Source organism: Paenibacillus sp. P46E (assembly GCF_001909095.1).
Taxonomy (GTDB): domain Bacteria; phylum Bacillota; class Bacilli; order Paenibacillales; family Paenibacillaceae; genus Paenibacillus_AQ; species Paenibacillus_AQ helianthi.
The window spans coordinates 124,359-136,577 of the sequence record NZ_LVYZ01000066.1 but is presented as its reverse complement, the minus strand read 5'-3'; the positions used below and the strand labels follow the sequence as shown (position 1 = coordinate 136,577).

Genomic DNA, 12,219 nt, shown 5'->3' with positions numbered 1-12,219 from the left:
GTAAAATTGGCTTCGCCAGCCAAAGTTTTTCAGGTATTAATTGTTATAATGAAACACAAAGTGTTATGTTGTGTTATGATATAGGTAGAGGTGACTCCTATGAACGATTTCGATAACTATCCCGATGAGCTGGGGAACTTCATCCGGCACTTCAGAAAAACCCGTGGGCTGACCTTAAGAGGGCTGGAGGAGAAGAGCGGCATCAGCTATTCCCAGCTCAGCAAGATTGAACGAGGCGAGAGTATTCCGCTAAAAGATAATCTGGATAAGATTATTGAGGCGCTTGGAGCAGATCTCAAGAACCGGATGTACCATCTGGCGGATTATATGCCTGACCTAGAATATATCAAGACCCTCAAGCAGGAATATAAGCATCCTCAGCACAATCAGTCCCAGGATTACATCTATGAGACAGCTTTCAACAAGCTGAAGGAATTCCGGGCGAAGGAAGGCAAGGAAACCTCCTATGTTTCGTTCGACTCAAACGAGGTGATCGTTTATGAAACGGAATATGGGGCAGGAATGGTAATAGAAAAAATTGAGAAATATAATCTTAACGATGTACTGAACGATAAATTTGAAGGCAGTCTAGACTCCCTGCGCAAGCAGCCCCGAAAAGGCAGACAGGCGTACATGTTCGGAGAGTGGCTCCGGGAATGTATCTACGAGCTGAAGGAAGACGAGCAGGATCAGGTCATTCAAGCCCTTAAGGAATTTACCCAATTTAAAGTGCAGCAGGTTAACGGAGCCTTCAAATAACAGCTGACTCATCCGTTTTCAATAATGAATAATGTTGCCCTTTCTTGCAGCCATCTATTCATCTTGAACCATATAGCAAACAACAAAAAATGGTATGACAGAAAAGGGGAAATCCTAATGAGAGTTAATATGAAATTTACCAGCAAGGGAAAAGCCGCGATTGAGAATTTCAACAATGAAGAGCTGCTTGAGATCTTTGCCAGATATATCAAAACATTGACCAAGAAGTATGATATTGAAGTGGATGTACCTCTTGAAGTGAACCAGAATATTGTGAGTGACGGAACGGTTATTGCCATGGCACAGAACGTGAAGTGTGATGTGGATACTTTTTTCAAGGAGCTGGGCCGGGATATTAAGGTTCCCCTGAAAAAAAGATTGGGCGGCAAGCTGGAGAATGTCTTCAAGACGGAGTTTATCGAGTAGTCTTTTTCCATTTTATCCCACAAAAAAGCCAGCTCCACTGAATAGTGAGGCTGGCTTTTTTGCTGTCTGTTGCAGATCATACATCATGTGTTCATAAGATATATGTAGTAGTACTGAACAATTAACGGTCAATCTTCTGAACGGTCAAAGTCACCCATGTTTCTCGCGGTCAGAACGGTTTCGATGATCTCAATGAAATCAAGTGAGGCTTTGGCCTCCACGGCCAATTCGTAGATGTTCAACAGTTGTTCGTCAGATAATAGCTCCAGGGATGAGGGGCGCGGAGAAGGATGAAAATAATAATCCATTAGATTCCTCCATCGGTTATTTTGGTAGATTGAGAAAATACTGCGAATCTATTTAAATGGTACCATTTGGAAGGTAACCCGTCTCCTGTCATTCGCCCTGTGAATAGTCCTTTACAACTGATGCATCATATGGGATAATATATATTTTTTTGGTGAAAATAAAAACCATCTCGAAACCAGAGGTTGTCGGGATGGCTGATGATGCCTTATTGAGTATGATGTTATGATTCAGAGGTATCTTTGCGTGAGGCTAAAAATCGTTTGAGCCTTGTTTCATTTGGTTCTGATACTGTAGCGAATTGTTCTCCCTCTTGAAACGTAACAATCTTACGTTCCGAATCATAACTTTCAATATTACTTAGACTAACTACATTGCTGCGGTCAAGACGCTCGAAGCCTTTGCCCTTATAAGCAGCCAAAAGATCGGAAAGTGTGGTAGGGAGAACAAACTCGCCTTCTTTCGTATGGACGAATATTGTATTCTTATAGCTGGAGAAATACAATATATCTTCTTCCCGGATATCCCGGGAGAACCCGTCGTTTAACAAGACCCGCATGTTCTCCCCATCCTTGTAAATTACTTCCGCAATTCTTTAGGTGCTTCTGGACTGTGTAATCCAATCTTCATAACAGATGCAAAGAAACGGGCAGAAGCTTCAAGCGCTGCAGAAGCATGTTTGGCCATTGATGCTTTCATCTCATAACCTCCTTTTCCAAGGGATTACTGTTAAGGACTGGACTATAAAGGCCAATCCGATGACAGACGAACCAATTAGAAAATTCAAACTAACCATTACTATAGAAATCAACTTTAATGCAGGGAACCAGCTAGGGGGAATTTGGGCATGCTTATCCGGATTTGGTGAGAATACAAGCATTATCACTAAACTTACAGCGTTAATGATCCAAAGGGCTTGTCCAACCGGATTGAGCAGTGGTGTGAGCGAACATAATAAAGCGGTAACAATATTGCAAGCCCAGGCCGTGGGTAAGTGGAAACCGCCAGAGCAGATGCGTAACACGGAAAAACTTAAATAAAAAATAAAGGTTGCCAGTAAATTATTGAAGAACAGGCCAATGGCCATGGCAGCAAAGAACGTGATAAGGGTATTCAGAATGATGTTCAATGCATATTGCATGACTTCAAGAGAAGAGGTTTCTTCAGGATTTGCGCGTTTGATTGCGGCAGAAATCTTAATGGCCAGGCTGTTCAAAATTCTTCACCGCGGTTCTTTTTTATTGAAAAGTTGAGATATCCGAATAGCAGCACCACATAAAACAAGGGGACTACAATGAAAAATTGGGAGTAACTCTCAAAGAAATAAATCATCAGTGCCACCACGATTATGGAAGGGAAGCTTAATGAAAATAGTATTTTCTCATGGCTGCCAATGATGATTTTCTCATTCGGTTTATCGGGAATAAAGTCAAAGCCCATTCTTTTTTTACCGATATAAAAACCAAAAGCGAAGGCTGATAATGCAGAAACCAACTGTAAAAAGTATATTCCTATAGAGATCCCCAGAACATGCAAGTTAAATATAGGGGTGGAATTCAATAATAAATAAAAAGTGGATTGAAATAACATGTATAGCAGATATGACATACCGGTCATAATTGCTGAATAAAAAATATGAATACGAAATAACAGCCAGAAAAAGCAAAAAACAAGGGCATATTGCGTTAAGACATCTAATTCTGCAAAGCCATTGTTAACCCGGATGAAATAGGAGAAAACCGCCATGATTAATCCAGCGAAAACAATTTCTTTGGGGTAGAGGTCAATCTTGAAAATCTTGAATCCCAGATAAAATAAAGCGGAGCTTTCCAATACCGAAAACACCATATACAGCAAAAATTCCAGCATGCTTACACTCCCGGAGATCAGGTTCACTCAACTTCTATTCTTGCAAATATTATACATAATGAACTAAAATACAACAACAGCATTTGACACTTCCCGGTAAATATTTCTTCATGAGAGAGGGTTAATTATGAACCAGCGTCCTGAACAAAAAGAGTACAGCGAATTTCCGGCCCGGTACATTGCATTGGTGCCTCCAGAAGGGGATCTTGTGGATATTCTGAACGAACAATCCATTCAGGTGTATGAGCTGCTGATAGGGCTGAGCGAGGAGCAGGGGAACTACCGTTATGCTGAAGGGAAATGGAGTGTTAAGCAGCTGCTGGGGCATCTGACTGACAATGACCGCATTATGTCCTACCGTCTGCTTGCTATTGCCAGGGGAGAAAAGGCTCCGCTGCCTGGGTATGAGGAGAATGATTATGCGGCGGCAGGGGAGTTTGACCGGTTCACGCTGAGTGAAATGGTACAGCACTACAAGCTGGTTCGTATGTCTACCATTGCTCTGCTGGAGAGCCTGCCTGAGGAAGCCTGGACCCGTATGGGGACAGCCAGTAATCATCCGATTTCCGTCAGAGCAATAGCATGTGTCATCATTGGGCATGAGCTTCATCATCTGAATGTTCTTAACGAACGCTACTTGAATAAGGTATAAGATGCAAGGAAGACAGTGTGAATGAGAGGAGGAAGCTGCAGATGGGTTTATTCAAAGGCATACTGCATTTCTTCATTCCAAGAGAACGCACGCTGGTGTTCACGACTTTTGATCAGGCCCAATATTTCAGAGCCAAAGGCCGCCTTACTGAGGCTGGCATTCCCCATCGTTCCAAAATCAATGGAGGAATGCAGGCTACGGTCCAGCGCGCCCAATATGGCGGCAAAGCTTCCGTTCAGCATGATCTCTATGTCCGCAAGGAAGATGAGTACCTTGCAGCACAGGCTATCCATTAACGTAAGACTTTCGATCTCCATACAAAAAGCACACACTATGCGAAGGCCGGCCATTGCCGTAGAGTGTGTGCTTTTTCGTTTCTTTTAGAGCGGCGGATTCTTGTGGCATTTACGGCATACCGGGTAGTAGGCTTCATTGCCGCCGATCTGAATCTGCTTGCCGCTGTATACAGGCTTGCCGTTCTCGACGCGCAGCGCCATCGTGGCTTTGCGTTCGCAGAACCAGCAGATTGTTTTCATTTCTTCAATTTTGTCTGCATAGATCAGCATATATTTGCTGCCTTCGAACAGATTGTTCTGGAAATCATTTTTAAGCCCAAATGCCATGACCGGAATATTCAGCTCGTCCACAATCCTAACCAGCTGGAGGATGCAATCCTTCGTCAAAAACTGGCATTCATCAATAAGTACACAATGGGGTTTGGGCAAATTGCTGCTGACAATGCTGTATATATCCGTATTCTCATCGATCGCTATGGCTTGCTTCCGCAGGCCGATACGGGAGGATATATATCCGACTTCGTCCCGGTCGTCAAGGGATGGAGTGAAGATGAGCACCGACTTGCCCTGCTCCTCGTAATTATGTGCAACCTTGAGTATCTCAATGGATTTGCCGCTGTTCATTGCCCCATACTTGAAAAACAACTGTGCCACGTCCATCTATCCTTTCGTTAATCAGCCTGATGAATCCTCATCTATAAAAATGCGACTTTATTAGAGTAGCATATTCTCAGTAAATGTAGCCAGTGAAAACATTTCGGGTAATGGCTAAAGAATGTTATAATGATCGCGGTTATGTGTATTTATTCAGAAGAACGTTTATAGAAAGAAGGCTTACAATTGACGGATCACATGGAAGGTTACAAAGAGAAGATAGCCGCTTTGCAAGAAAAGGGGGAGCTATCACCGGATACGTTAAGCTTGCTGACAGAGATGCTGGGCGAGCTGGTTGAAATGAACCGAAGCAACAAGGCGCTGCGCCGGGTGATTTTGAAGGGACAATCTTCATCGATGTCCACCCGCCTGCGTGAAGCGCTCTACGAATAGACAAATGGGGTAACGCTGATGAATATCATTTTTTCCTATCTCAACAAATACAGAGTAGCTGCAATCGCTGCGCTTGTGATGATGGTGATCGAACTGGCGGTGGAGCTGTCCCAGCCCCTGCTGATCTCCAAAATTATTGATGACGGAATCAGGGAACAGGACAACCGGGTCGTCTGGCTATGGGGCGGTGTGCTGGTAGTAAGCGCAGTTGTGGCGTTTATTGCGGGCGTGCTCAGCTCTTTTTTTGCGTCTCATGCCAGCCAGGGATTTGCCTTTGATCTGCGGGATAAGTTATATGAGAAGGTTCAGTCCTTTGCCTATGCCGTATTCAGCCGTTTCCCCACATCATCTCTAATCACCCGTCTTACGGCGGATGTGTCGCAGTTGCAGGATACGATTTTTATGGGACTCCGCTTCATGACTCGTGTGCCGCTCGTTGTTGTGGGAAGTGTGGTGATGGCATTAGTCGTACATGTGAAGCTGGGGCTGCTTCTGGCAGTTACCCTTCCGGTACTTATTGTGTTTCTGTTCTGGGTGATGAGGAAGGCGGCGGTATTGTTCCGTAGCGTGCAGATCCGGCTGGATGGAGTCAACAGTGTAATTCAGGAGAACCTTACCGGTATCCGGTTGATTCGGGTGTTTGTGCGTATGAGCCATGAGACTTACCGTTTCGCTTCATTCAGCAGGGAACTGATGACCTCCACTAATGCTGCGCTGCGTCTGACGGAGACCTCGGCTCCGCTTATTATGCTGATTGTGAATGTGGGAATTATGCTGGTACTGTGGTTCGGACGTATCGAGATTTCCGCTGGAGATGCAACCCTTGGACAGACTGTAGCAGTAATTAACTACTCCCTGCGTACGATCGGAGCCTTGTCAGCACTATCCTGGATAATGGCGACCTTTTCCCGGGCCAAGGCTTCTTCGCAACGGATTCAGGAAGTTATGTCGGCAGATCACCTGGAAGCTAAAGATGCAGTGGCGGCAGCTATAATAAAGACCGCGCCTATTCAAGGTAAAGTTGAGTTCCAGCACGTTAGCTTCCGTTATCCGGAGAGTGATATTGCTGTGCTGGAGGATATTTCGTTTACGGTGCAGCCGGGAGAACGGGTGGCAATTATGGGAGCAACCGGCTCAGGCAAATCATCTCTGGTAGGTTTGATTCCCCGTTTGTATGAGCAGAACAGCGGTGTCATCCGGATTGACGGGACGTCAAGTTCAGAGATGGGAATGACCAGACTGCGCGGAGCCATCGGATATGTACCCCAGGAGGTCCTGCTGTTTACCGGATCGGTGCGGGAGAACATTGTCTGGGGCAAGCCGGATGCCACCCAGGAGGAGATTGAACGGGCAGCTGGAGCCGCGCAAATACATGATACGGTAAAAGAATTGCCGCACGGCTATGACACCATGCTGGGTCAGCGTGGTGTCAATCTCTCCGGGGGGCAGAAGCAGCGGCTGACGATTGCCAGAGCGCTAGTTAGAAAACCCGCGGTTCTGATTCTGGATGACAGTACCAGTGCACTGGATGCGGTAACCGAAGGCCGGCTGCTGGCGGAACTGAAAAACATGTCCTGTACCACATTTCTTATCACACAAAAAATCAGCTCGACTGTCTCTGCTGACCTTATATTACTGCTGGATGAAGGCAGACTGATTGCGAAGGGGACACATGATGAGCTGATGAAGGATTCGGAGCTGTACCGGAAGATCAATGAATCCCAAGACAGGGAGGTGGCGCAGCATGTTCAAAGCTTTACTTGACCCTTTTCGCCACCCTAAGCTCAATGTCGGACTAGGTGACGCGGCAAGCTTCGGTTCGCCGGGAGGACGTAAACCTAAGGCAAAAGCCAAGAACTGGTCGGCCACACTACGGAGAATCTGGAGCTATCTGGCGAAACGCAAGGCCAAGCTGGCGCTTGTACTGGCGATGGTGTTTCTTAGCTCGGGTCTTGCTCTACTCGGACCTTATTTGATCAGCAGAGCGGTGGACCACTATCTTGAAGGGAACGGAGGCAGAAGCTGGGGATTTTTCCTGATCACGCTTGCCGCCGTATATCTGCTTAATTCCCTGACCTCCTGGCTGCAGAACATCTGGATGATCGAGATTGCCCAGGAGACCGTATTCCGGATGCGGACCGATCTGTTCGCGCACCTGCACCGGCTGCCGATTTCGTTCTTCAACCGCAGGCAGCAGGGTGAAATCATGAGCCGTCTGACCAATGATATTGAGAATATCAGTTCCACGTTGAACAGCTCGGCGATTCAGATTTTCTCAAGTGTACTGACTCTGCTGGGCACAGTGGGTGTGATGCTGTGGCTAAGCCCGCTGCTCACGTTGCTGACCTTCATCGTAGTACCGCTGATGATCCTCGGCATGCGCTGGATTACACGGCGGACCGGTCCGCTGTTCAAGGAACGCCAGCGCAATATGGGCGAGCTTAACGGATTTATTGAGGAGACGTTGTCCGGACAGAGAATCATCAAGGCTTTTTCACAGGAGGAGCGGGTCATTGCGGGCTTCCGTGAGCGCAATACCCGGATCATGCTGTCGGGCTACTGGGCTCAGGCGATTTCGGGCTTCATCCCCAAACTGATGAATGGCTTGAACAATCTGAGCTTTGCCATTGTAGCCGGAGTCGGCGGTCTGCTGGCTATCCGGGATTTAGTTACCGTAGGCGTTATTATCGCATTCGTGGAATACACGCGCCAATTCACGCGCCCGCTGAATGATCTGGCGAACCAGTGGAACACGCTGCTGTCGGCGATTGCCGGTGCGGAACGGGTATTTGAGGTGCTGGATGAAGGAGCCGAAGCCAAGGATGAAGGCACAGCGGGAACGCTGGATCACGTGGAAGGTGCGGTGAAATTCTCCGGAGTGTCCTTCTCGTATGATGACGGAGCCGAAACGCTTCAGGATATCAGCTTCGAGGCTAAGCCCGGTGAGATGATTGCACTAGTGGGTCCAACCGGAGCAGGTAAGACCACGCTGATCGGCTTGCTGTCCCGCTTCTATGATCCTGACAAGGGCAGCATTACGCTGGATGGCAGGGACCTGTCTTCGATCCGGCGTGAGAGCTTGCGCAGCCACATGGCTTTTGTACTGCAGGATTCTTTCTTGTTCAAGGGAACAATCCGTGACAATATCCGCTACGGCCGGCTGGATGCCAGCGACGAGGAAGTGGAGGAAGCAGCGAAGCTAGCGAATGCCCATTCTTTTATTATGCGGATGAAAGGCGGCTACGAACGGATGCTGTCCGTGGACGGTACGGGGATCAGCCAGGGACAAAAGCAGCTGCTGGCTATCGCCCGCGCGATTCTTGCCAATCCGTCCATGCTGGTGCTTGATGAAGCAACAAGCAGTATCGACACAATAACGGAGATTAAGATTCAGGAGGGGCTACAGGCGCTGATGAAAGGCCGGACCAGCTTCGTGATCGCCCACCGTCTGGGGACGATCCGTGCGGCAGACCGTATTCTGGTGCTTCAGGGCGGACGGCTGCTGCAGCAGGGATCTCATACAGAACTGCTGCAACAGGGCGGTTTGTACAGTGATCTGGTGCGGGGATCTTCGGATTCCGCGACGGGGTAGGTTATAAAAAGGCAGTCCCGGAATTTTTCGGAACTGCCTTTGCTCTTTATAAGGGGAACGGATTATTTTCGCCAATGATTACTGCCTTTTAGCTGGAGGCATCCGGTGAGGGGGGCTGCTGGGTCTTTTGCTTCTCCTTGAAACGGGGGCCGACGTAATTGCGCTTCCGGTCACGGGTCAGAATCCAGCCGCCAAGAAAGCTCATTCCGGCCAGGAACAGCAGCAGCCCTCCGCCAAAATGCAGCCAGGCAAAAACAGGAGATGCCTTATCGTCGCCATGCATGGAAATATAGTTGAAAATATCGTCTTTCATCATCAGGAAGCCTGTCATCGCGAGGAGGCCGGGAATCACCAGAATCAGGATGGCAATGAAGCGTGTGGTGAGCAGTTTCATGATTTCCTCCTTTTCCACTTGTATCCCATTGAATTCACCCATATGATAACGCTTCAACGGGTAAAAGTCCATGTATATATGACGTTTGTAAGCTTTGTTATGGGGATAAAAGAGAGTACAATGTAATAGGTTAATTTAGAACTTACGAGTAATGAATGGAGGATACATATATGACGATTTCATGTGACGTGGCCATTCTTGGCGGAGGTACCGGAGGTTATGTGGCGGCGATCCGCGCAGCCCAGCTCGGGAAATCTGTCGTTGTCATTGAAATGGACAAACTGGGCGGAACGTGTCTGCACCGCGGCTGCATTCCGAGCAAATCCCTGCTGCGCAGTGCCGAGGTATACGCTGAAATACAAGAGAGTGAGAGTTATGGCATCGAGACTACGGGAGTGCAACTGGTATTCCCGAAGGTGCAGGCCCGCAAGGAAGCTGTGGTTGAGCAGCTGCATCAGGGTGTGCAGTTTCTGATGCGTAAAAATAAAATCCAGGTGCTGAAGGGAAAAGGACGCATTATTGGCCCTTCGATTTTCTCTCCGCGCAGCGGGGCCGTGGCCGTGGAGCTGGAGAATGGCGAGATGGAGACTGTGGTTTCCGGCAATCTCATTGTGGCAACCGGCTCGCGACCACGCGTGCTGCCCGGTCTGAAGCCGGACGGCAAGGTTATACTGAGCAGCGAAGAAGCGTTGACACTGGAAGAACTGCCAGCCTCGATCATTATTGTGGGCGGCGGAGTCATCGGTGTGGAATGGGCTTCGATGCTGGTTGATTTTGGCGTGCAGGTCACTGTGGTCGAAGCGGCAGGCCAATTGCTGCCTCTTGAAGACGAGGAGATCGCCCGCGAACTGCTGCGGCTGTTGAAGAAACGCGGCGTTAAAGTGCTGACCGGGACAACTGTAGATGCTGAAACTTGTGTGGTATCGGAATCCGGGGTTACCATTGAAGCCCGCAAGGGTGAACAGAGCCAGACCCTGATGGCGGAGAAGCTTCTGGTATCTGTAGGCAGAGTGGCCAATATTGAGAATATTGGTATGGAGAATACTGATATCCATTTTGATAAAGGTGTAATTGAAGTTAATGGCAACATGCAGACTAATGAACCGCATATCTATGCGATCGGCGATTGCATCGGCGGACTCCAGCTGGCCCATGCTGCAAGTCATGAGGGAATACGCGCAGTGAACCATCTGGCGGGGGAGACGCTTCATCCCTATCACCAGCACCTGGTTCCGCGCTGTGTCTACACGCGTCCTGAAGTGGCTAGCGTAGGGTATACGGAAAAAGAGGCCAAGGCGCTTGGAACGGATGTGGTCACTGGTAAGTTCCCGTTTTCGGCCATCGGAAAAGCGATTGTCTACGGGATGAAGGACGGCTTCGTCAAAGTCGTTGCCGACCGGAGCAGCGGAGATATCCTCGGTGTGCAGATGATCGGTCCCCATGTTACGGATCTAATCGGGGAAGCGGCATTGGCACAACTGCTGGATGCCACACCTTGGGAAGTCGGGGAAGCGATACATGCCCATCCGACGCTTTCCGAGATCATTGGCGAAGCTATGCTCGCTGTGGATGGAAGAGCAATCGGATTCTAGGAAACGATGAATGCCCCCACGGGAATGCCGGGCGGAGCTCAAGGCGCCATTTGCGCTAAAACAGCTCCAAACCGGCTTTTCGTGGCTTTTCTTTTTAGAGGAAAAGGGATTATAATGGACTGGAGTATGATTTAGTACCTGGTTTTAAGATCAGGCACAGATTAGCTTGAGTGTATGCCTCCTGATGCAAGTTGTACGAAGAAAATCAATCAAGGAAGCATCGCTTAACAAACTTTTAGGAGGTACCTCATATGGAATCCCAAGGTACTGTAGAAACCGTTAATAGACATAAGCCGCTTGGACTCAGTGACGGCCAGGTCATCGATATGTACAGATATATGCAGCTCGGGCGGAAGTACGATGAACGCAGCCTGCTGCTTCAGCGCGCCGGGAAGATCAACTTTCATGTCTCCGGGATCGGCCAAGAGGCGGCCCAGGTAGCAGCAGCTTTTGCGCTGGACCGGGAGAATGACTATTTTTTACCTTATTACCGTGACTATGCCTTTGTGCTGACTGTGGGTATGACAACCCGTGAATTGATGCTGTCTGTGTTCGCCAAAGCCGAAGACCCTAATAGCGGAGGCCGGCAGATGCCGGGCCATTTCGGAAGTAAACGCCTGCGGATTGTGACCGGGTCAAGTCCGGTGACCACACAGGTTCCGCATGCCGTGGGCTTTGCCCTGGCAGCCAAAATGCAGAAGAAGAAATTCGTTTCGTTTGTCACCTTCGGGGAAGGCTCCAGCAACCAGGGGGATTTCCATGAAGCGTGCAATTTCGCCGGGGTGAATAAGCTGCCGGTCATTATTTTTTGCCAGAATAACCAGTATGCAATTTCGGTGCCCGCCCATAAGCAGCTTGGGGGTAAAGTCAGCGACCGTGCGCTGGGCTACGGCTTCCCGGGTATCCAGGTAGACGGCAATGATCCGCTGGAGGTGTACCGCGTGGTGAAGGAAGCGCGTGAGCGTGCCCTTGCCGGTGAAGGCCCGACCTTGATTGAAGCGATGATGTACCGCTTGTCTCCGCACTCCACCTCGGACAATGATCTGGCTTACCGGACGAAGGAAGAAGTGGATGCCAACTGGAAAAAAGACGGCATTGCCGCCTTCCGCACCTACTTGATTGATCTTGGACTCTGGAGTGACGAGCAGGAACGTGATCTGGCTGCAGAATATAATCTGGAGCTGAAGGCAGCCATTGAATACGCTGAAAATGCGCCGTTTCCGAAACCGGAAGATACGCTGCTGCATGTATACAGTGAATCTGACCTCAAGGGAGGAGCCTAACCC

At 48.8% G+C, this 12,219-nt stretch carries 15 protein-coding genes; 9 read left to right on the top strand and 6 right to left on the bottom strand.

Annotated elements, in window-relative coordinates:
- Window positions 1-99: 99 nt before the first annotated feature.
- On the top strand, window positions 100-759 hold the full coding sequence (locus tag A3849_RS25090) for a helix-turn-helix domain-containing protein (protein ID WP_074113835.1): 660 nt from the start codon (window positions 100-102) through the stop codon (window positions 757-759).
- A gap of 117 nt (window positions 760-876) precedes the next feature.
- Window positions 877-1,185 carry a hypothetical protein gene (locus A3849_RS25085; RefSeq protein WP_074085269.1) on the top strand — a complete coding sequence of 103 codons (309 nt, stop codon included), beginning with the start codon at window positions 877-879 and terminating at the stop codon, window positions 1,183-1,185.
- 128 nt (window positions 1,186-1,313) lie between these two features.
- Here the strand turns inward: A3849_RS25085 and sda are convergent, their stop codons facing one another.
- From sda to A3849_RS25065, 4 genes are all read right to left on the bottom strand, one after another.
- Complete coding sequence (sda, locus tag A3849_RS25080; RefSeq protein WP_074113834.1) at window positions 1,314-1,493, bottom strand: sporulation histidine kinase inhibitor Sda; 180 nt, start codon at window positions 1,491-1,493, stop codon at window positions 1,314-1,316.
- A gap of 221 nt (window positions 1,494-1,714) precedes the next feature.
- Window positions 1,715-2,050, bottom strand: coding sequence for a LytTR family DNA-binding domain-containing protein (locus A3849_RS25075; protein WP_074085267.1), 336 nt, complete (start codon window positions 2,048-2,050; stop codon window positions 1,715-1,717).
- Window positions 2,051-2,191: 141 nt separating this feature from the next.
- The gene (locus A3849_RS25070; RefSeq protein ID WP_074113833.1) at window positions 2,192-2,707 is read right to left on the bottom strand and encodes an accessory gene regulator ArgB-like protein; all 516 of its coding nucleotides are present in this window, start codon (window positions 2,705-2,707) and stop codon (window positions 2,192-2,194) included.
- Window positions 2,704-3,360 (bottom strand): hypothetical protein, encoded by a 657-nt coding sequence (locus A3849_RS25065; RefSeq protein ID WP_074113832.1) that lies wholly within the window; start codon window positions 3,358-3,360, stop codon window positions 2,704-2,706. Before A3849_RS25065 ends, A3849_RS25070 begins: the two co-directional genes overlap by 4 nt.
- Window positions 3,361-3,487: 127 nt before the next feature.
- Between A3849_RS25065 and A3849_RS25060 the strand changes: the two genes are divergently transcribed.
- Together A3849_RS25060 and A3849_RS25055 are read left to right on the top strand one after the other, a co-directional pair.
- Complete coding sequence (locus A3849_RS25060; RefSeq protein ID WP_074113831.1) at window positions 3,488-4,012, top strand: DinB family protein; 525 nt, start codon at window positions 3,488-3,490, stop codon at window positions 4,010-4,012.
- Window positions 4,013-4,053: 41 nt separating this feature from the next.
- Window positions 4,054-4,308 (top strand): hypothetical protein, encoded by a 255-nt coding sequence (locus tag A3849_RS25055; RefSeq protein ID WP_074113830.1) that lies wholly within the window; start codon window positions 4,054-4,056, stop codon window positions 4,306-4,308.
- Window positions 4,309-4,392: 84 nt separating this feature from the next.
- On the opposite strand, the gene A3849_RS25050 is transcribed toward A3849_RS25055, so the two are convergent.
- The gene (locus tag A3849_RS25050) at window positions 4,393-4,962 is read right to left on the bottom strand and encodes a thymidine kinase (protein WP_074085406.1); all 570 of its coding nucleotides are present in this window, start codon (window positions 4,960-4,962) and stop codon (window positions 4,393-4,395) included.
- A gap of 186 nt (window positions 4,963-5,148) precedes the next feature.
- Here A3849_RS25050 and A3849_RS25045 point away from each other — a divergent pair, with 186 nt between their 5' ends.
- From A3849_RS25045 to A3849_RS25035, 3 genes are read left to right on the top strand one after another with little or no spacing between them, the layout of a single operon-like run.
- Window positions 5,149-5,355 carry a hypothetical protein gene (locus A3849_RS25045; RefSeq protein WP_074113829.1) on the top strand — a complete coding sequence of 69 codons (207 nt, stop codon included), beginning with the start codon at window positions 5,149-5,151 and terminating at the stop codon, window positions 5,353-5,355.
- A gap of 18 nt (window positions 5,356-5,373) precedes the next feature.
- On the top strand, window positions 5,374-7,119 hold the full coding sequence (locus A3849_RS25040) for an ABC transporter ATP-binding protein (RefSeq protein WP_074113828.1): 1,746 nt from the start codon (window positions 5,374-5,376) through the stop codon (window positions 7,117-7,119).
- The gene (locus A3849_RS25035; RefSeq protein WP_074113827.1) at window positions 7,100-8,947 is read left to right on the top strand and encodes an ABC transporter ATP-binding protein; all 1,848 of its coding nucleotides are present in this window, start codon (window positions 7,100-7,102) and stop codon (window positions 8,945-8,947) included. The genes A3849_RS25040 and A3849_RS25035 overlap by 20 nt, the downstream gene beginning before the upstream one ends.
- An 88-nt stretch (window positions 8,948-9,035) precedes the next feature.
- Here the strand turns inward: A3849_RS25035 and A3849_RS25030 are convergent, their stop codons facing one another.
- Window positions 9,036-9,341 carry a DUF2627 domain-containing protein gene (locus tag A3849_RS25030; RefSeq protein ID WP_074113895.1) on the bottom strand — a complete coding sequence of 102 codons (306 nt, stop codon included), beginning with the start codon at window positions 9,339-9,341 and terminating at the stop codon, window positions 9,036-9,038.
- 170 nt (window positions 9,342-9,511) lie between these two features.
- Between A3849_RS25030 and lpdA the strand changes: the two genes are divergently transcribed.
- Window positions 9,512-10,933, top strand: coding sequence for a dihydrolipoyl dehydrogenase (gene lpdA / locus A3849_RS25025; RefSeq protein ID WP_074113826.1), 1,422 nt, complete (start codon window positions 9,512-9,514; stop codon window positions 10,931-10,933).
- 251 nt (window positions 10,934-11,184) lie between these two features.
- Window positions 11,185-12,216, top strand: coding sequence for a thiamine pyrophosphate-dependent dehydrogenase E1 component subunit alpha (locus A3849_RS25020; RefSeq protein WP_074113825.1), 1,032 nt, complete (start codon window positions 11,185-11,187; stop codon window positions 12,214-12,216).
- The last annotated feature ends 3 nt before the right edge of the window (window positions 12,217-12,219 follow it).